This window comes from Mycobacterium sp. Dal123C01 (assembly GCF_052566995.1).
This window is the reverse complement of sequence record NZ_CP199580.1, coordinates 1,147,182-1,166,871: the sequence shown is the minus strand read 5'-3', so window position 1 is coordinate 1,166,871 and position 19,690 is coordinate 1,147,182. Positions and strand designations below refer to the sequence as shown.

Below are 19,690 nucleotides of genomic sequence, written 5' to 3'. Positions count from 1 at the left end.
GTTCGAACAACTGCGATGAGATCGGCTGTCAACGTTCACGTTTCGTCTACCTTCGCGAAGCCGGCTCGCCAGGGCTCCGCCAGACCGTTTCACCAAGGCCCCGGCACCGGCACTGGAGGAGACGGACATGATCAAATTGGCCTGCCTGGACATGGCGGGCACCACAGTGCTCGACGACGGTGCTGTCGCGGATGCGTTTGACGCGTCCCTGTCGGCGTCGGGCTTGTCTGCCGGGAGTCCCGATTATCAATCGGCCGTCCGCTATGTCCACGAGACAATGGGACAGTCGAAGATCGAAGTGTTTCGGTCGATCTTCGATGACGATCTGCACCGCGCCGAAGCGGCTAACCGCGCGTTTGAAACGGCATACATCGAAGCCGTCCAGAGCAACCGCATGGCGCCGATTCCGCAGGCCGCCGAAACCATCGAAAAACTCCGCGGATCAGGCTGCGCCGTCGTGCTTACGGCGGGCTTCGCACCGACCACTCGCGACTACATCATCGCCGCCCTGGGCTGGGGCGACTTGATCACGCTGGCGCTGTCACCGGTGGACGCCGGTCGCGGACGTCCCTACCCGGACATGGTGCTGACGGCATTGCTGCGCACCGGTACCGAGGCCGTCGACCAGATCGCCGTCGCCGGCGACACCACGAGCGACCTGACGGCAGGTAGTCGGGCTGGCGCCGCGATCGTCGCCGGCGTCCGGACCGGTGCGCACAGTGATGCCGACTTCGCCACCGTGCCGCACACCCACGTGTTGGACTCCGTCGCCGACCTGGTCGCCTGCATCGACATCCACAACCGAGCGGTGTCGCGATGACCACGCTGGACACCGGCGGTGTGCGCGCCCAGCTCGACGATGCGCCGGTCAGCCGGTTTCACCTGAAAGCCGCCGTGACCGCCGGGATGGGATTCTTCACCGACTCCTACGACCTCAACGTCATCGGCACGGTGACCCTGCTCGTCAAACCCGAGTTCCATCTGTCGGCCGGCCAGGTCGGCGCACTGACCAGCTCGACCCTGCTGGCGGTCGCGGTGGGCGCGTTCATATTCGGGCGCCTCGGCGACCTGTTGGGGCGCCGGCGGGTGTACGGGCTGGAGGCGGTGCTGATGATCATCGGTGCACTCGCCTCAGCCTTCGCTCCGAACTTCATCAGCCTGCTCATCGCCCGCGCGGTCCTCGGTGTCGGCATCGGCGGCGACTACCCGGCTTCCGGGGTGATCATGACCGAGTACGCCAACCGACGAAACCGCGGTCGTCTGGTGGGGTTGACCTTCCTGTTTTACGTCTTCGGGCAGGTGGCGGCCTACGTCGTCGCGCTGGTAGTCGTCGGGCTGGGCACGTCGCCGGGGCTTGCCTGGCGGTTGATCCTCGGCCTCGGGGCGATCCCGTCCTTGCTGGTGCTGTGGAACCGTCGGCACATGCCGGAATCCCCGCGGTGGACCTTGGCTGTCGCCGGCGATGTCGACAGGGCGGCAAAGGATCTCAGTGTCTTCTCCGGCCGCGCGGTGCAGGGGGTCACTGCCGACCGCTCGCCTACATCGGTGACATTGTGGAAGGCATTGCGCTCCCGACCCTTTCAGCTCACCCTGCTGGGCACCGCCGGCAGCTGGTTCTTCTTCAACGTCGCCGTGTACGGAAATTCGGTGAGCCAGCCGCTGCTCATCAATAGCATCGCGCCGCACACCAGCGTCGTCGCCAACATGGCGATCAACGCCTCGCTGGTGGTGTGTTTCAGCCTGGTCGCCGCCCTCGTCGGGTTGACCCTATTGGATCGAGTCGGCCGTAAACCGTTGCAGATGTTCGGCTTTGGCCTCTCGGCACTGTCGATGGCGCTGATCGCCACGATCCCGGGTCTGACGTCCACGGTGACGCCGTTTGCCGTGGTCTTCGGGTTGTCGCTCTTCGGCATCGCCGTGGGACCCAACTACACGACGATGCTGCTGGCGGCGGAAAGCTATCCGACCGCGATACGCAGTACGGCACACGGGATCTCGGCCGGTACCGCTAAGGTAGGCGCCTTCCTCGGTGCCCTGATCACCCCGGTGGCCCTTGCTCACTTCGGTCTGCGGCCGACGGTACTGATCGCCGGGGCATGCTTTGTGCTCGGTATCGCCGCCACGATGCTGCTCAACGAACCCAACGGTGCCAAGTTGGACGCCTTGGACACCTCAGCCACCGATACCGAGCAGTCGAAACGGCGCGCCGGCAAGCTCATTGCGCAGCCGGGCTCGCGGCCGGTGTCGGCGTGACCGGCGTCAACGGCGCGGTCGCCGCCCGGTATGCCCGCTGGGACGGGGTGGGACGGCCGATCACCGTGGTGACGACCAGTGCGGCGACCGATCCCGGTCCAGGCCGGGTGCTGGTCGCGATCGACCTGGCCACCATCTGCGGTAGCGACCTGCACACCGTGCATGGACGCAGGAACGCCCCGCATCCGGGCATCCTCGGCCACGAACAGGTCGGTCATGTGGTGGCAATCGGTTCCGGCGCGCGTCCCCACTATCCGAGTGGCGCCGAGGTGGCGATTGGCGACCGAATCGTGTGGTCCATTACGGCGTCCTGCGGACGATGCCGCAATTGCGTGTGGGGCTTGGAACAGAAGTGTCTGCACCTCAAGAAGTACGGTCACGAGGCGCTCGACAGCGCCTGGCCGCTCAACGGCGGCTTCGCCAGTCACTGCGTCTTGCTGCCGGGCACCACGATCGTGGAGGTACCCGACAGCGTGCCGGACACGGTGGCCGCGCCCGCGTCGTGCGCCACCGCGACAGTCGCGGCCGTGCTCGACGCTGCCGAACTGGACCGGCACCGAGACCCCACCCGGATCCTGATCACCGGCGCCGGCATGTTGGGAATCACCGCCGCTGCGATGGCCGATGCACTCGGTGCCTGGGTGGCGGTGTGCGATCCCGACCCGGCGCGGCAGGAAACGGCGTACAGCTTCGGTGCCGACCTCGTTGTCGGTGACGCCGAGGAAGTGCCTCCGGTCGACGTGGCGCTGGAACTTTCGGGCAGCCCGGTTGCGGTTGAAGCGTGCATCGCCTGCCTGGATGTCGGCGGCCAGGCCGTTCTCGCGGGATCAGTGGCCACCAGCCAGCCCATCTCGATCGACCCCGAGCATCTGGTCCGCAACCTGATGACCATCACTGGCGTGCACAATTACCGTCCTCAACATCTGCGGACTGCCGTCGACTTCCTGGTCGCCCACCACGACCGCTACCCGTTCGCCGAGCTGGTGGCAGCGGCGGCCGATCTTGACCACCTCGACGATGCATTGCGCAGCGCGGCGTCGTCGCTATCGCTGCGCCAATCTATTTGCCCCACATGGTAATTAGATTGCATGCAGCCCGTCGGTCGCACTGATCTAGCCGGAGCTTCTCAGCGCCCCGGCGCCGACGAAACGTCCACGCGCCGGCTTCAACACGAACAGGGCCAGCGCTGCGGTGCCCAGATCGAGCGCAATCGCGCACCCGAATACCGGAATCCAGCTCCCGGTTTGCTGATGCAGCAGCGCGGCGAGCGGGCCGCCGAAGATCGAACCAATCCCAAACGAGATGTAGAGCCATCCGTAGTTCGCTGTGGCGTAGCGGGTGCCAAAGGTATCGGTCAAGGTGGACGGGAACAGCGAGAAAATCTCGCCCCAACCAAAGAACACCAAACCTGAAAGGAGGACGAACAGCACGGCGTCGTCTCGCGTCAGCAACCAGAGCGCCATGGCAACGCCCTCCAGCGCAAAGGCAAACCCCATGGTGTTTTCCCGGCCCAGTCGATCCGATACCCAACCGAACAACGGCCGCGTCAGGCCATTGGTGAAGCGGTCGATCGTCAAGGCCAGCGGCAAAGCCGCGAGCCCGAACACCAAGACCTTGCTCACACCGAAGTCGGTCGCGAAGGTCGCCATCTGCGACGTGACCATCAGGCCCGAGGTGGCCATCATTGTCATCATCAGGAACATCAACCAGAAGAGCGGCCGCTTGAGCATTTCGGCCGGGCGATAATCGCGCGAAGTTACCGACGTCTGGGCGCTCGACACGCTCAGCTCCAAATCCACCGGCGCCGCGCGCAACCCTTGCGCGGCAATGCAGCCGACTACGGCGAAGACGATACCGAACAGCCATAACGTCGACTCCACGCCGTGCGCAGCCAGCGATGAAGCAATCGGAAAGGTCGTGAGAACCGCGCCCATCCCGTAGCCGGCCGCTACCACACCGGCGGCGAAACCGCGTCGATCGGGAAACCACCGGACCATCAGTCCAACCACGCCGACGTAGACAATGCCCGTGCCGAGACCACCGACACCGCCATAGGTGAGGTACAGCATCGGCACGCTATGCGCGTCGGAAGCCAGCATCCAGCTCACGCCCGCCAACAGCGTGCCGATTGAGATCAACAGGCGCGGCCCGAAGCGGTCGATCAGCGCGCCCTGGAATGGCGAAAAGAAGGCCTGCAACACCACGAGAATTGAGAAGGTAACCTGCAATTCAGGCAAGGCGATGCCGAGTTTGGCGCCAAGCGGCTTGGTCATCAGCGTCCATACATATTGCGGACTCGATATCGTCATCATGCAAACAAGGCCAAGACCAAGCTGAAGCCAACGGGTCCGTGCGAGGGTCGGCGCGATAGGCGCGACTGTGTCTTCCACTGCGTCCGTGCGGGTACTCAATGTGGTTCTCCGTTTCGAATTGCGTGCTGTCCGCCGATATCTGACGGCATCCGGGAATGGTCCGATCAGCTTTCGATGACGTGGGCCGCGAGCCCTCTGGTGGCATGCAAGGGATCTGCACGACACGTGGCCGCAATCAGCGAAGTGTTCTGCGCAAAAACGGTGGTAGCCAACAACATCGACATCATTGCCCGGTTGACCGGCGGCAACACGGCAAAATCCACCGCTGACTCTCCATCTAGTTAGCTAGCGTGGTGCTGCCGGAACAACTGTGGCCGCAGACGCTTTCAGATAGTGCGAATTGGTGTGATACCAATGTGTGTTGCTAACACTAGATTTCGGTTGTTGCCGGAACAGTGCCGATAGTAACCGCCGTATTAACTCTCACTCACAGCCGAATCCGACTCGCATAGTTGACTCGAATACTGTTGCCACGCTACAGCTTTGCAACCGCCGTATGCGACGGGCACGGTGATAGATTCTGTATATCGTTACGGGACAAGGGGTGCTAGATCCACATTCTGTGCACGCACTGTGATTGCCGCTACAAACCCCTCGGGGGCCGGATCGCGGAGTAGGCAGCACAGACACGTCGATACGTGCGCTTACCCGAATTAACCGGCGCTATTTCAAGGCTATTAACGTGCCTCACTGGCGCAGGAACCGACTCGACGCCGTGGGCTGAAACGCAATCGTTAAGCTGCCGCACCGCGCCGGCAGCGTCCCAACGTAAGAGCAGAGCCCGAGTCGACTAGTACGGCGCGGACTGTTGGGCCAAGTTCAACAGCGCGTAGGCCGCGCAGAGCAGGAAGTTCAACGCAAGCAGAGTCATGCCTGCGATCAGCAGTGACCGCGCGCCCTCGCGTCGCAACTGCCTGTACTTCGCGATGCGGGCTTCACGATCAATCTCGGCCGCGATCAATGCAAATCTGACGTCCGCCTCTTCATTGGCCGCGACGGGTGCGCCGGCCGCCATCGCTCTGAGTCGGTCCGGCGAAGTCTCGACGCCGACGCGTGCGAAACGGTGGCAAAGTCGTCGCGCGCGCCTGCGGCCGAGAACTTCACCGCGCATGTCCAGTTGATGCGAGAGTCGCCCTCGCTCATTCCCCCACGGATGCGACCGGTTCGTCATAAGCCGGAGCCTAAATCGCTCGGGCCTGTTTTCGGGAGGCCGCGCGACTACCACCCTGGGTTTCTCGGCAATCCTTGATGCGGTTGCTCGGTCGGTCCGGCGTGGCGGTCTGAGAGCACCGCGCTCTCCCGATAGCTAGATCCATGGCTGGGCTCCTGGATTTGTCATCCGGTCGACGTACTGATCGGATCCTTACATCCGCCCGCAGTGAGGTCCAATCCGAATTTGTGATACCCGCGATCCGTATTGATGATGCTATAGCCCAGCCACTTTCGAAGTCGCCGGGGTGGTGGTGCGCAAATATTTTGCGGAGCAGTCAATTCCGGGACGGCGCTGCCGATATACCTCGCCTGTCTAACTTTTCTCCGCGGACCCCGGCGTCACGTGTCGGCCCCCGATCCGCTCGGGTAATCCGATGCGTTCAGCGCTCTCGCTGCAAGGACTCGACGATGATCTGAGTGGTCAATTCGGCCCGCCGACGTGAATATTGCTGCGCGTCAGAGAGGATCGGATACACCACGCCGCCGACAATGGCGTCGGCCGCCGACTCGGCGGTGTCCGCATCGATGCCGGCGGCCAAGAGCCTGGTGCGGACGCTGTCGTGCAGCGGCAAACTGAATCCGGCGCGCAACCTGACCGCGGTGTCCGCATGCTCCATACCGGCGACGGTCAACGTCCGCAGCATCGCCGAGCCTCGCTCCGTCGTCAGGGTTGCGGTCAGTTTGCGTACCCAGCCCACCAGGTCGGCCGCCAGGTCGTCGGTGTGATCGACCGACGCGAGAATCTTGTCGGCGTCTTCGAGCATGACGTCGGCGACCAGCGCCGGACGGCTGGGCCACCAGCGATAGATCGTCTGCTTTCCCACACCGGCGCGTGCGGCGACCGCCTCGATCGTCAACCCGTCGAATCCGCGCTCGAGAAGCAGCTCGCGCGTGGCGGTGACGATCGCCGTCCGTGACTTCTCGCTGCGGCGGCGCCGCGGACTCGCCTGAGTGAGATCGGTTGGCATCTGCTGATCCTCATCTCTCACAGTCCCTCACCGTCCTCGCCGCGGGGATCCGGATCGCTTTACATATCTCGATCCGCCCCGGTAACCTGCCACAAGACGAGACGGTTCGTCTTGTAAGACGGAAGGATATCAGCCGGTGCGGCCGACGCCCATGTTCGCCAATTGGCGGCCCACCTTATGACCAAGTCATGACCCTGGGACTGACCCCGGAGCAGCAGGATCTCAGCGACGCCGTAGAGCAATTCGCCGCCCGACACGCCCCGATCGCCGCGACGCGAGAAAATTTCGACGGCCTAGCGGCCGGGCAACTTCCCGAATGGTGGGACGCTCTGGTCGCCAACGGTTTTCACGCCGTCCACCTGCCCGAGCACCTCGGCGGTCAGGGCGGACGGCTGATCGATGCCGCATGTGTGCTGGAGTCGGCGGCCAAGGCGCTATTGCCCGGGCCGCTACTCCCGACCGTGGCTACGGGAGCCGTTGCGCTGCTTGCTGATCCGCCGTCGAGTTCCGAATCACTGATTCGCGAACTTGCCTCGGGAGCACCCGCCGCGATCGTCCTGCCCGACGACGCGGATTTCCAGGCATGCGCCGACGATCAGGGATGGCTGATCACGGGCAGCTCGAAGTTCACTGCCGGCGTGTGTGCGGCGCGGGTGATCCTGGTCGGCGCGCGCACCGACGGCGGCGAGGTCATCTGGGTGGCGGTCGACACCGGACAGCCCACCGCGACAGTCGAATCCGCGCACGGCACCGACCTGGTCGCCGATGTCGGAGTGCTGCGGCTCGCGAAGTATCGGGCCGTCGAGTCAGACGTTCTGACCGGAATCGACGAAGACCGCGCGGCGGGTGTGGTCGTGGGTCTGGTGGCCAGCACGACAGCCGGTATCACTCAGTGGTGCGTCGACGTCGTCACCGCACACCTGCGCACCCGGGAACAGTTCGGCAAGGTGATCGGCACCTTTCAGGCCCTGCAGCACAGTGCGGCGATGCTGTTGGTCAACAGCGAATTAGCCACCGCGGCAGCCTGGGATGCGGTGCGTGCCGCGGACGAACCGCCCGATCAGCACCGCCTCGCCGCGGCGGGGGCCGCGGTCATCGCGATCTCGCCGGTGCCGGACCTGGTGCTGGACGCCCTGACGATGCTCGGCGCTATCGGTTTCACCTGGGAACACGACGTGCACCTGTATTGGCGGCGGGCCATCAGCCTGGCGGGATCGATCGGCCCGGCCAGTCGCTGGGCCCGGCGGCTAGGACAACTGGGCTGCGCCCAGCAGCGCGACATGTCGGTCAATCTGGGCGACGCCGAATCGGACTTCCGGTCCTGGGTAGCTGAGACGTTGGACGCCGCCCTGCAGTTGCGCAACGATAAACCCGCACCGCACGGCGACTACGAGGACCAGGCCAGCGGGCCGCTGCGCACGTTGATCGCCGACGCCGGTCTGATGGCGCCGCACTGGCCGGCGCCGTGGGGCGTCGATGCCGGTCCCCTCAAACAGCTCATCATCGACGAGGAGTTCGCCAAGCGCCCCGGACTGGTCCGGCCGTCGCTGAATATCGCCGAATGGATCTTGCCGTCGGTCCTGGCCGCCGCGCCAAAAGAGTTGCAGGAAAGCCTGATTCCGGCAACGCAACGTGGCGACATTCACTGGTGCCAGCTGTTCAGCGAGCCCGGAGCCGGCTCCGACCTCGCGTCGTTGGCCACCCGGGCGACCAAGGTCGAGGGCGGCTGGCAGATCAACGGCCACAAGATCTGGACGTCGTTGGCGCAGTACGCGGACCTGGGCGCCCTGCTGGCGCGCACCGACCCGGAGGCGAGCAAGCACCGCGGCATCGGCTATTTCATCCTCGATATGCGATCCCCCGGGGTTGAGGTGCAGCCGATCAAGACGGCGACCGGACAGGCGCACTTCAACGAGGTCTTCCTCAGCGATGTCTTCGTACCTGACGACATGCTGCTGGGCGGTCCTACCGACGGCTGGAGCCTCGCGATCGCCACTATGGCCGAAGAGCGTTCCGCCATCAGCGGATACGTCAAGTTCGATCGTGCTGTTGCGCTGCGCCAGTTGGCGGCCGAACCCGGACCCGAACGCGACGATGCTGAGCGGGCGTTGGGAGAACTCGACGCCTACACCAACGCGATCAGAGCGCTGGGGGTGCGCGAAACCATCCGGCTACTCGACGGGCAGCCGTCCGGCCCGGCGTCGAGCATCGCCAAGGTCGCGATGAACGTGCTGCTGCGGCGCACGTTCGAGGCGACGCTGCAGTTGACCGGGCGGGTGGCTATGGTCGCCGACTCCGACCCCGCCATCGTGCAGCCTTATCTGCACTTGCCTGCCGAGCTTATCGGCGGCGGAACGAGGGAGATCCAGCTCAACATCATCGCGCAGATGATTCTCGGCCTACCTCGCAAGTAAACACCGAAAATAAGGACACACCATGGGATTACGCGGAGAGGCCGCAATCGTCGGGTACGTCGAGCTGCCGCCCGAGCGGCTGAACAAGGCCTCACCCGCGCCATTCGTCATCGAGCAGTGGGCCGAGCTATCGGCCGCCGCGCTCGAGGATGCGGGACTGCCCGGCGACGTGGTCAACGGGATCGTCGCCTCCCACCTCGCCGAGTCGGAGATATTCGTCCCCTCCACGATTGCCGAATACCTAGGGATAGGAGCACGATTCGCCGAGCACGTGGATCTTGGCGGAGCCAGCGCCGCGGCCATGGTGTGGCGAGCGGCCGCGGCTGTCGAGCTCGGTATCTGTGACGCCGTGTTGTGCGCATTGCCGGCCCGTTACATCACGCCGTCATCGAAGAAGAAACCGAGACCGATGATCGACGCGATGTTCTTCGGCTCGTCGAGCAACCAATACGGCTCTCCGCAGGCCGAATTCGAGATTCCGTACGGAAACCTCGGCCAGAACGGGCCATATGGTCAGGTGGCCCAGCGCTATGCCGCGATCTACGGTTACGACGAGCGGGCGATGGCCAAGCTCGTCGTCGATACCCGCGTTAATGCCAACCACACCGAGGGTGCGATCTGGAAGGACAAGCCACTCACGGTCGAGGACGTGCTGGCTAGCCCGGTGATCGCCGACCCGCTGCACATGCTGGAGATCGTGATGCCGTGCGTCGGGGGCGCCGCGGTGGTCGTCGGCAACGCCGACATCGCCAAGCGTTCGCGTAATCGCCCGGTGTGGATCAAGGGCTTTGGCGAACACGTGCCATTCAAAACGCCCACCTATGCCGAGGATCTGTTGTCAACACCGATTAGGGAGGCCGCCGACACCGCCTTCGCCATGACCGATCTGACGCGTGAGCAGATGGACATGGTATCGATCTACGACTGCTACACGATCACCGTTCTGCTGTCGCTCGAGGACGCGGGCTTCTGCGAGAAGGGCACCGGGATGGAATTCGTCGCCAACCACGACCTGACCTTCCGGGGCGACTTTCCGCTCAACACCGCCGGCGGGCAGCTCGGCTTCGGACAAGCGGGACTGGCCGGCGGCATGCACCACGTCTGCGACGCCACCCGCCAGATCATGGGCCGGGCGGGCGCGGCGCAGGTCGCCGACTGCAACCGTGCCTTCGTGTCCGGCAATGGCGGAATCCTTTCCGAGCAAACGACGCTCATCCTGCAGGGAGACTGAGGACCGATGGTGACATTCGAACGCCCGATGCCTGTCAAAACGCCTACCACCGCGCCGTTTTGGGATGCGCTGGCCCAGCATCGCATCGTCATTCAATACTCGCCGTCGTCGGACGCGTATGTGTTCTATCCGCGGGTACGGGCGCCGGGCACTCTGGCCGACGACCTGGAATGGCGTGAGATATCCGGTATGGGGACGTTGTATTCCTTCACCGTGGCGTACCGCCCGGTCAGCCCGCACTTCGCCGACGCCGTTCCGCAGCTGCTGGCGATCGTCGAATGGGACGAGGGGCCACGGTTTTCCACCGAAATGGTCAACGTCGATCCGGCCGAACTCAGCGTCGGCATGCGGGTGCGGCCGGTGTTCTTCGACTACCCCGACCATGACGTCACGATGCTGCGCTACGAGCCCGCGGAATAGCGAGCCGGCGCCTTCCGTGACTCCCACGTGGAGTAAGCCACACTCGACGAATGTGCGGCCAGCCTCACGCTCGACCACGAATGTGCGGCCAGCTTCACACTCGCGCTAGGCAGCTAGCGCAACTCCTCGGTCGGCACGGCGTAGCGTTCCTGGTAAGCGCGCACCCGGTCGCGCACTTCGCCGGCGTCCAGGCCGGTGTCCGACCAGGTGTAGCGACCGCGTCCGCCGTCGCCGGGATGGGCGGCCAGGAAGTCGCGCATCTTCTGCTCGGCATCGGGTTGCAGCTCGCGGCCGAGCTTGGCGTAGATGTCTTTGATCGTCGTCCAGGGGTCGTTCATGAAATCCGCGAACTGGACGTCGATCATCCGGCCCTCGGGGACAACGCCGCTGTTGCGCAACGCCATCCCGCGCTCGAGACCGACGGTGATCTCCTCATAGGACTGGGCCGCGCAATCGGCGATGTTCGACTCGTCGCTACACATCCGTCGGAGGTGGTGGGTCAGCGCGGCGATCGACGAAATGACGTTGAGCGGATCACGGTGCGTCTGCACGATCAACGCGTCGGGGTATTCGGCGAGCAGTTTGTCGAGCTGCCACAGATGCGCCGGCGACTTCAGCACCCACTGACCCGGAACCCCAGATTGCAGGTGTTGCAGGAAGATTCGATGGAATCGGTAGGCACCCGTGTGGTCCGCCTCATAGAGCAGCCAGCGGTAGTAGTCCGGTAGCCGGTACTGCACGGTGTAGATCATGCTGGTGAACTCGCTGGCGGTGATGCGGACGCACTCCTGCCCGACCAGCGCGCCCATCGGGTGGAAGGCCAGGAACCCCGGAACGATCTGCTCCGACATTTCGATGGTTGCCTGCGTTTGGGCGATGCGCGGATCGTCGTGGTAGGTCTCGGGCTGCGGAACCGGGCAGGGCGCGTCGACCTCCCAGGTCAGGGGTGCTCGCAGCTCGGGGTCCTGGGCCAGTAGGTCGTACAGGATGGTGGTTCCGGTGCGGGGCTGACCGACGATGAAGATCGGCGAAGTGATCGGCTTCTCGGCGATCTCGGGATGTTGTTTGCGCCAGTCGATCACGTCGAGCCGATTCTTCAGGCCACGTATCAAGTCGAGGTAGGCGACCTCCACACCGATCACGGAGAGCCGCGCATCGTTGACCAGTCCATCGGCGACGCGCTCTAGTCCGGGTTGCCAACCGTCATCGCCGAAGTCGTCGCTGCCGGCCTCCTCGCAGGCGGCGGCGATGAGGCTCTCCGGGTTGAATCGCTGCTTCAAGGTCATGCTTGCTCATCGCCTTCGCACACGGAAACCTTCACGTCGGGCGCGCTCGGGTTGTCCAGCCAGCGCAAAATCACGAACCCGCGATGCCGGCCACCGGTGTCGAGCCAATGCCCCAACCCGAAGTCCTCTGCCGAGATCGCGATACGTACTCGCCCGTCGGCGTCCGGCTGTACGGCACGATTGGTCACCGAACTGTGGCGGCGGCGCGGCTCCAGGCACTCGTGCCAGATGCTTTCCAGCGTGACGTTCCAGTAGCGCGTATCGGGCGGCTCGATGTCGAGCACCAGCGCCTGGCCGGGATCGAGGCGGTAGGTGCCCATCATGTACAGGTTGTCCGGCGTGGTGTCGGCCGCACCCAGATCGGCGGCCTCGGCAGTCAGCAGTGTGTTCGGCTTCTCCAGCAGCTCCGGCTTGATGGTGCGGTGCAGCGTGGTGAGCTTCATCAGCGACCACGCCATCGCGGTGAATTGGTCGGCGAGTTCGTCGTCGGACAACGCGGTCACCGGGTCGGGGTTCAGCGCCTCGATCCGCATGGTGGCCGGCTCTTCGGAGTCGCGGTCGCCGATGTACTCCCGGACGACGACCGATGACGCGTCATCGGGGATCTGTACCCACTGCGCGCCACCGAGATCGGCGGGTTCGTCGGCCGAGAGCACCAGCGCGAATTCACCCGAAGTCAGGTCCAGGTTTGTGTCGCCGACGTAGTTGGACATCCGGCGCGGAGTCAGGCCGGTGCCGGCCAGGATCTGAAAGCCGAGGTAGGCGGTCGTGCCGCGGGTGCCGGTGATCCGGTAGCGCCGATCGCCACGGATCATCGCCAGGAAGTAGCTGCCGTCGGGATTGGGTCCGCCGATCATCCTGGTGTCCGAACACATATCAAAGAAGGCCGGGCGAGCAGGGTCGGCCTCGACCGACATTTGCGCGCACAGCGACGACACCCGCGCGATGACCCGCAGCCCTTCGAGGAGCTCGCGGTCGGATTCGGCGTCTTCGGTCACGATCTTGGTGATGTCGGTGATCATCTGCTGGAAGAATTGCCACGCCGCCAGCGTCTTTGCGGAGCCTTGAGTCATAGTCTTATATTTAGACTATGACTCACGCGTTGTCTAGCACGACCTCGCCCGCCGAGCGCCGGCGCGCGGCCACGCGACAGCGCATTGCCGCGGTGGCCGCGCAGCTGGTCGCCAGTCATGGGTTAGCGGGGGCAACCGTGGACCGCATCGCCGATGCCGCCGACATCAGCCGGGCGACCTTCTTCCGCTATTTCAACTCCAAGGAAGACGCCGTCGCCGAGGGCGTGAATGTGCACTGGCTGAACCGGATCACCACTGCGCTGGCCATTCAGCGGCCCCAGCTGTCCGCCACTGAAGCGGTCGTCGGAGCCTTTCATCACCTCGCACTCGGATTCGCCGAGATCGAGGACCAGGTACGTGAATTAGCCGCGCTGACAAGATCATCCGAGACGCTAGACGCCTGGACGCTGCACATCTACGTGCGCTACGAAGCGGCCATCGCCGAGCTGGTCGCGCCGCGCCTGGGTGAGCTAGCTCCCGAGGATCCCAGGCCCCGTCTGATCGGTGCGCTGGCAATGGCCACGGTTCGCATCGCCCTGGACGATTGGCTGCGCGACGGCGGATCGTTGCCCGACCGGGTGGGTCACGGCCTGGCCGCGATCACCATCACCGGTTCGTATCCTACGAACTAGCTTGCGGCGCTGGCCATTTCAGAATTTTGCGGGCTGTTCCGCCCAAGATCCACTTCTTCTCGTCCTCCGAGAGCGCCGCAGAGCCACTGATGCTGAACAGGGTCTCGGCCCAAGTGGCACGGTGGCGGGTCATCGTATAGTCGCTGGCCCACATGACGCGCTGGGGTCCGAAGGCATCCACCGCGCGGCGCAGCTTGGGCTCGAGGTCTGCAAACGGGTAGGGCTCGGTTGACAGGAAGGATGCCGCGTGTGCCCACTTGTAGGCCACGTTGGGGTAATTCGCCATCGCCACGGCGTCGTCAATGCTGGCTTGGCCGGGCGGCGCGTCGAACGCGGCGCCGCAATGATCGATGACGAATTGGACGTCGGGATAACGTTGCACGTATTGCGCCAGGTGCGGAACCCTCCCGGGGCATGTGACGAACACCGGCAGGCCATGGGCCCGTGCGGTTTTCAACAGCCGATCATGGCCGCCGTCCTCGAACACCGCGCCCTCGGCAGGGGTGAAGATCGTGGTGCGTAGGGCCTTGAAACCGGGGGCGGCCGTCAGCGCCTCAACCCAGGATTCGATGCCCGGATCCGTTGGATCCACCCGCATCAAGAAGCCGAATCGCTCGGGATGGTGTATCGCCGCCGCCTCGGCGTTGGGTCCAACGCTGCGAAAGGCGCCGTTGGCGAGCCGATAGCCGGGTCTCAGCGTTCCGTCCTCGGCAAAAGTGTCGAACTCGTCGACGAGCACCGCTGCAATGCCCAGGGCATCCATGATCGCCAGCGTGGTCTCGGTGCCGAGCATGTTGGCGTGCACCTGGGCGTCGACAATGTCCATCGAGATGCTCCTATCCGGTGGTGTGCTCAGACGGGAGTATGCCAGCGCGGCTAGGTGGACGAGCGCACGATGAGGCGGGCGATCTCGGTCGGCGCCCCGGATGGCGGGACCGGGTATCCCAACCGTTCGCAGAGCGCGGCGAGAGCGACGTCGGCGACCGCCCGCGGGTCGAATTGCACGGTGGTCAGTGGCGGGCTGCTCACCACCCCCATCGGGCTGGCATCGACCCCGATGACGGCAAGGTCGCGCGGGCAGCGCAGCCCCGCTTCGTGAATGCCGTACAGGACGAGGCAGGCGATCTCGTCGCTTTGCGCACACACGGCTGTCACGCCGTCGCGCACCCAATTGCGCACCACCTCCGCGGCGTTGTCCACAGTCACGTCGGCGACGGCCAGCCGTGGCAGGTCACGCGCCCGCGCCGCGCGCACGACGCCGCCGAACCAGTAGTCGCCCAGCGCACGCCACCTCTGAATTCCGGTGAAGGCGAACGCGATCTGCCGGTGACCGCGCGAGACAAGATGCTCGACCCGCAGCTCGCCAATAGACAGGTGTGGGTCTCCGAGCCCGGGCAGCGTCCCGATCTCGATGTTCGCTATGCCCGCAGCCTGCACCGCGCGCGCGGCTGCCCTGCTGAGCGGGAACAGGCTCGTGACCGCGACCGGGTCGAGGTTCTCGATCGCATCGACGACGTGCTGGTCATCCTCGGTCTCGAAGATCTGCACCTGAAGCAAACCCAGGCGCGTCAGTTCGGTCGTCATCCGGCTGCCGGCTTGCATCGGCATCTCGCCCACCGCCACGTGCGGTACCACGTAGAGAACCACGCCGCTCTTGCCCCGCGCGAGGTTGCGCGCGGCGAGGTTGGGCCGATAGCCCAATAGCTCCGCGGCGCGGTGGACCTCGTCCCGGGTTCGTGCCGAGATTCTGCGGCCCGCAGCATTGTTCAATACGTAGCTGACGGTCGCGGTCGAAACGCTGGCCAAACGAGCCACGTCGGCGTTGGTCGGCCGCGCCGCCTTATTCGTGGTCAACTCGCGTCACCTTCCGGGGCCCAGCCATGACTCATGGTGGCACGCGAGGACGATCGGCAGCGCACGATCCCGCAACCGCAGCGGAAGCGCCGCTCGTGATCAAGACGGACTAATAGTCACTAGTTAGCGTCCAGGAGCCGGCGTGGTTGCTTGTCCGGGTATCCGCTGTATATTACCGGTATTACGGCACTTTAACTTCCCAGAAGCAGCACTGCCTGGCATGGCAACTGTGACTGGGATCATTGTCTACTAGTCGCTGTACTCAAGGAGCGCGGCATGAACAAAGACGATCTGATCCTGATCAGCGTGGATGATCACATCGCCGAGCCGGCGGACATGTTCGACGCGCATGTTCCGGCGAAGTACAAGGAGTACGCGCCGCGGGTGGTCAACGAGCCCGACGGCATCCAGCAGTGGTACTACGGCGAGGTTCGCGGCCGGAACATGGGCCTGAATGCCGTCGCGGGCAAGCCCCGCGAGATGTACAACATCGACGCCTCGCGCTACGACGAGATGCGGCCGGGCTGCTTCAACGTCGACGAGCGGGTCCGCGACATGAACGCCGGCGGGCAGCTGGCGGGCTTGAACTTCCCGAATTTCACCGGCTTCTCCGGCCAGGTTCTCAACCAGGGCCCCGACCGCGACGTCAATCTGGTGATGATCAAGGCCTACAACGACTGGCATGTCGACGAGTGGTGCGGTGCCTATCCGGGGCGGTTCATCCCGTGCGGCATCCTGCCACTTTTCGACGTCGCCGAGGCGGCCAAGGAAGTCAAGCGCCTGGCGGACAAGGGTTGCCACGCGGTGACGTTCTCGGAGAATCCAGAAGCTTTGCAAATGCCCAGCATTCACACCAAATACTGGTACCCGCTGTTCGAGGCGGTGTGTGAAAACAATACGGTGCTGTGCACCCACGTCGGCTCCGCGTCGCGATCACCGCAAGTGTCGACGGACGCCCCACCCAGTGTGCAGATGACGGCGTCCTCGATGATGAGCATGTTCACCTTCACCGAGCTGATCTGGGCCGAGTTCTGGGCAGACTTCCCGCAATTGAAGTTCTCGCTCACCGAGGGCGACGTCGGCTGGATGCCGTACTTCGTGTGGCGGGCCGAGCATGTCTATAACCGTCACTCAGGTTGGACGCTCGCGAAATTCCCTCCCGGCTATAGCGGGCCCACCGACGTGTTCAAGCGGCACTTCTACACCTGCTTCATCAGTGACAAAGTCGGTGTGCGCAATATGGACTGGTTCAACGAGGACATGCTGTGCTGGGAGTCCGACTTCCCGCATTCCGACAGCAACTGGCCATTCGCGCCTGAGGACATCGTGGTAACGATGGGCCACCTCGATGACACGGTCATCAACAAAATCACTCACGAAAACGCCATGGCCGCCTACTCGTTCGATCCGTTCAAGTACATACCGAAGGAGCATGCCCGGGCCGGCTACCTGCGCTCGCAGGCCACCGACGTGGATGTCGTCACCCACGTCGGTCGCGAGGCCAGTCAGCGTGACCGTGACGCGTGGACGCGGATGACGCAGTTCGCCTTGCAGGCACAGGCCTCCGCGCAGGCGTCGGTGACGGCCGAGGTTGCCGGCATCGCCGGCCGCGCTACCACGCTGGGTAATTGAGCGTGGCGCCGCAGGCACCGTTCACCGGCTGGCGCGTGCTGGAGCAGTCCAATGGGATCGCGGTGTCGTACTCCGCCAAGATGTTCGCCGACGCCGGCGCCGAGGTGGTGAAGATCGAATCGCCGCACGGTGATTCGATGCGCGGTTGTTCAGCCGGCGGCCCGCCCGGCGCGTTGTTCGGCTACCTGGCGGCGGGCAAAAAATCGGTGGTCCGTCGCGACGATGCGGAAATCACGGCGCTGCTGGCCGGCGCCGACATCGTGCTCACCGACCTGACCGACGGCTGGACGCTCGAAGACATCACTGCGCACACGGGCACGTCGGCGGTGGTCGTCACGGTGACTCCGTTCGGGTTGACGGGTCCCTATGTCGACGACCATCTGGTGGCCAACGAGTTCATCCTGCAGGCGTTGTGCGGCTCGATCGCGGGCCGGGGCTGGCCGGGCGATGAACCGGTGCAGGCGGGTGGCCGGCTCGGGGAGTGGTTGGCGGGTTCGTTCGCCGCTGCGGTCGCGGCTGCCGCGGGCCGGCACGCCGCCCGGGGTGGATGTGGCGACATCGTCGACGTCTCGACCTATGAGGCGATGGCGATCGCGATGGGTGGGCTTTCCGCCATGTCCGCCAGTGTCTTGGGCGTGGATTCCCTGCTGCACCAACGGAGTCTGGAACTGCCGTCGATCGTCCCCACGGCCGACGGCATGGTCGGCTTTTGCACCATCACCGCGCAGCAGTTCCAAGACTTCCTGATCATGATCGATCGTGCCGATCTGGTCGACGATGCCGAGTTGGCCTCCTTCGTCGGCCGCGTCGAGCGCCGCGACGAGTTCCTCGGCATGGTCACCCAGTGGACCCAGACTCGGACCACACAAGAGATCGTCGACCTCGCGGTGGCGTTTCGTATCCCGGTGGCACCCATCGGTGCGCCAGACAAACTGCCAACAGTCGACCACTTTGTCCAACGCGAAGTGTTCGTCGAATCCGAGCTCGGGGTCCTGCAGCCGCGGGTGCCGTATCGCAGCGACGCTTTCACGACGCGCCCGCCCGGACGACCTCCGCTGCTGGGTGCTGACAGCGGCCGAGTGCATTGGCCACCGCGGTCCGACCGGCCGGAACTCAGCGACCCCGACGTACTTCCGTTGTCCGACATCCGGATAACCGACTTCACCGCGTTTTGGGCCGGACCGGTGGCCACTCAATTCCTCGGTGCGCTGGGCGCCGACGTCATCAAGCTCGAGGGGGTGCGCCGCCCCGACGGTATGCGGTTCTCCGCGGGCCGTCCTCCCGACTGGGACCAATGGTGGGAGTGGGGCCCAGTCTTCCTGTGCAGCAACAACAACAAACGCGGTATCAGTGTCGAACTCAGCACCGACGCCGGCCGGGCGCTCGCGCTGGAGCTCATTGCGGCAAGCGATCTGGTCATCGAGAACTTCTCCCCCAGGGTGATGGAAAACTTCGGCCTGCAGTGGGACGCGGTGCGTGCGGCAAATCCACGTGCTGTCATGGTCCGGATGCCGGCGTTTGGCCTCGACGGCCCGTGGCGCGACCGCGTCGGCTTCGCACAGACGATGGAGCAGGCGACGGGGATGGCATGGATGACGGGACATGCCGACGGCCCCCCGGTGATTCCGCGTGGCGTGTGCGATCCGATGGCAGGGCTGCATGCCGCGTTCGCGGCCGTCGCGGCGCTGGCGATCCGGGACCGGCAGGGAACCGGCATGCACGTCGAATCCACGATGGTGGAGTCCGCGCTGAACGTGGCCGCCGAAATGCTGCTCGAATACTCGCGCAACGGAATCCAGATGCGCCGGCAGGGAAATCGCGGTCCGGGCGCGACGCCGCAGGGCGTCTATCGCTGCCGGGGCGACGACGAATGGGTCGCGCTCGCCGTGCAGACCGACGCGGCGCGCGCATCCTTGGCCGGGCTCATCGACAAGCCCGAACTCGGATCCGACGAGGCCGGGTGGCGGGAGCGGTCCGACGAAATCGACAAACTGATCTCGGATTGGACCGCGCGGCACCCGGTGGCCGACGCGGTGCGCACCCTACGCGCCGCGGAGGTGCCCGCCGCGCGCGTGACGGAGGCGGCCGCGCTGTTGAGCGACCCACACCTGCTTGCCCGGGGGTTCTGGGAAACGGTCGACCACCCTGTTGCCGGCTCCTTCCTCTGCACCGGAATGCCCTTCGCGTTCGTCGGTAAGCCGAGACGCTGGGTGCACCGCATATCGCCGCTGTACGGCCAGCACACCACCGAGGTGCTAACGAGCATTCTGGGCCGCAGCCAACAAGACCTGGCCGAGTTGCGGGCGGCGGGCGCAACCAGCGTGCGGCCCGCGGGCTTGTGAC

Annotated in this window: 17 protein-coding genes; 9 read left to right on the top strand and 8 right to left on the bottom strand. The window is 64.9% G+C overall.

Annotation, left to right across the window (positions count from 1 at the left end):
• Positions 1-127: 127 nt before the first annotated feature.
• From ACTXG5_RS05545 to ACTXG5_RS05535, 3 genes are read left to right on the top strand one after another with little or no spacing between them, the layout of a single operon-like run.
• The gene (locus ACTXG5_RS05545; RefSeq protein ID WP_445162737.1) at positions 128-820 is read left to right on the top strand and encodes an HAD family hydrolase; all 693 of its coding nucleotides are present in this window, start codon (positions 128-130) and stop codon (positions 818-820) included.
• Complete coding sequence (locus tag ACTXG5_RS05540; protein ID WP_445162736.1) at positions 817-2,253, top strand: MFS transporter; 1,437 nt, start codon at positions 817-819, stop codon at positions 2,251-2,253. The genes ACTXG5_RS05545 and ACTXG5_RS05540 overlap by 4 nt, the downstream gene beginning before the upstream one ends.
• Positions 2,250-3,332 carry a zinc-binding dehydrogenase gene (locus ACTXG5_RS05535; RefSeq protein ID WP_445162735.1) on the top strand — a complete coding sequence of 361 codons (1,083 nt, stop codon included), beginning with the start codon at positions 2,250-2,252 and terminating at the stop codon, positions 3,330-3,332. Before ACTXG5_RS05540 ends, ACTXG5_RS05535 begins: the two co-directional genes overlap by 4 nt.
• A 33-nt stretch (positions 3,333-3,365) precedes the next feature.
• Here ACTXG5_RS05535 and oxlT read toward each other — a convergent pair whose 3' ends face one another.
• The 4 genes from oxlT to ACTXG5_RS05515 all read right to left on the bottom strand — a co-directional run bounded on the left by oxlT (position 3,366) and on the right by ACTXG5_RS05515 (position 6,805).
• Positions 3,366-4,643: an oxalate/formate MFS antiporter gene (gene oxlT / locus ACTXG5_RS05530; RefSeq protein WP_445164274.1), complete on the bottom strand. Its 1,278-nt coding sequence runs from the start codon at positions 4,641-4,643 to the stop codon at positions 3,366-3,368.
• 86 nt (positions 4,644-4,729) lie between these two features.
• Positions 4,730-4,888: a hypothetical protein gene (locus tag ACTXG5_RS05525; RefSeq protein ID WP_445162734.1), complete on the bottom strand. Its 159-nt coding sequence runs from the start codon at positions 4,886-4,888 to the stop codon at positions 4,730-4,732.
• A gap of 527 nt (positions 4,889-5,415) precedes the next feature.
• Complete coding sequence (locus ACTXG5_RS05520; protein WP_445162733.1) at positions 5,416-5,640, bottom strand: hypothetical protein; 225 nt, start codon at positions 5,638-5,640, stop codon at positions 5,416-5,418.
• Between the two features lie 577 nt (positions 5,641-6,217).
• Positions 6,218-6,805, bottom strand: coding sequence for a TetR/AcrR family transcriptional regulator (locus ACTXG5_RS05515; protein ID WP_445162732.1), 588 nt, complete (start codon positions 6,803-6,805; stop codon positions 6,218-6,220).
• A 188-nt stretch (positions 6,806-6,993) separates the two neighbouring features.
• Here ACTXG5_RS05515 and ACTXG5_RS05510 point away from each other — a divergent pair, with 188 nt between their 5' ends.
• Genes ACTXG5_RS05510 through ACTXG5_RS05500 form a run of 3 tightly spaced genes read left to right on the top strand, consistent with a single transcriptional unit; the run spans position 6,994 to position 10,870 of the window.
• Positions 6,994-9,219, top strand: coding sequence for an acyl-CoA dehydrogenase (locus ACTXG5_RS05510; RefSeq protein WP_445162731.1), 2,226 nt, complete (start codon positions 6,994-6,996; stop codon positions 9,217-9,219).
• A 22-nt stretch (positions 9,220-9,241) separates the two neighbouring features.
• A complete protein-coding gene (locus tag ACTXG5_RS05505) occupies positions 9,242-10,450 on the top strand; it encodes a thiolase family protein (protein WP_445162730.1) in 1,209 nt (402 codons plus the stop codon).
• A 6-nt stretch (positions 10,451-10,456) separates the two neighbouring features.
• Entirely contained in the window at positions 10,457-10,870 is a 414-nt protein-coding gene (locus ACTXG5_RS05500; protein ID WP_445162729.1) for a Zn-ribbon domain-containing OB-fold protein, read from the top strand.
• A 113-nt stretch (positions 10,871-10,983) separates the two neighbouring features.
• Here the strand turns inward: ACTXG5_RS05500 and ACTXG5_RS05495 are convergent, their stop codons facing one another.
• The gene (locus tag ACTXG5_RS05495) at positions 10,984-12,156 is read right to left on the bottom strand and encodes a sulfotransferase family protein (RefSeq protein WP_445162728.1); all 1,173 of its coding nucleotides are present in this window, start codon (positions 12,154-12,156) and stop codon (positions 10,984-10,986) included.
• Positions 12,153-13,229: a DUF1214 domain-containing protein gene (locus tag ACTXG5_RS05490; protein WP_445162727.1), complete on the bottom strand. Its 1,077-nt coding sequence runs from the start codon at positions 13,227-13,229 to the stop codon at positions 12,153-12,155. The genes ACTXG5_RS05495 and ACTXG5_RS05490 overlap by 4 nt, the downstream gene beginning before the upstream one ends.
• Positions 13,230-13,246: 17 nt before the next feature.
• On the opposite strand from ACTXG5_RS05490, the gene ACTXG5_RS05485 reads away from it, so the two are divergent.
• Complete coding sequence (locus tag ACTXG5_RS05485) at positions 13,247-13,861, top strand: TetR family transcriptional regulator (protein ID WP_445162726.1); 615 nt, start codon at positions 13,247-13,249, stop codon at positions 13,859-13,861.
• On the opposite strand, the gene ACTXG5_RS05480 is transcribed toward ACTXG5_RS05485, so the two are convergent.
• Both ACTXG5_RS05480 and ACTXG5_RS05475 read right to left on the bottom strand, forming a co-directional pair.
• Entirely contained in the window at positions 13,851-14,687 is an 837-nt protein-coding gene (locus tag ACTXG5_RS05480) for an amidohydrolase family protein (RefSeq protein WP_445162725.1), read from the bottom strand. The genes ACTXG5_RS05485 and ACTXG5_RS05480 overlap by 11 nt on opposite strands.
• A gap of 50 nt (positions 14,688-14,737) precedes the next feature.
• Positions 14,738-15,715: a LacI family DNA-binding transcriptional regulator gene (locus tag ACTXG5_RS05475; protein WP_445162724.1), complete on the bottom strand. Its 978-nt coding sequence runs from the start codon at positions 15,713-15,715 to the stop codon at positions 14,738-14,740.
• A gap of 276 nt (positions 15,716-15,991) precedes the next feature.
• Here ACTXG5_RS05475 and ACTXG5_RS05470 point away from each other — a divergent pair, with 276 nt between their 5' ends.
• Together ACTXG5_RS05470 and ACTXG5_RS05465 are read left to right on the top strand one after the other, a co-directional pair.
• Entirely contained in the window at positions 15,992-17,347 is a 1,356-nt protein-coding gene (locus ACTXG5_RS05470; protein WP_445162723.1) for an amidohydrolase family protein, read from the top strand.
• A gap of 2 nt (positions 17,348-17,349) precedes the next feature.
• Positions 17,350-19,689, top strand: coding sequence for a CoA transferase (locus ACTXG5_RS05465; RefSeq protein WP_445164273.1), 2,340 nt, complete (start codon positions 17,350-17,352; stop codon positions 19,687-19,689).
• The last annotated feature ends 1 nt before the right edge of the window (position 19,690 follow it).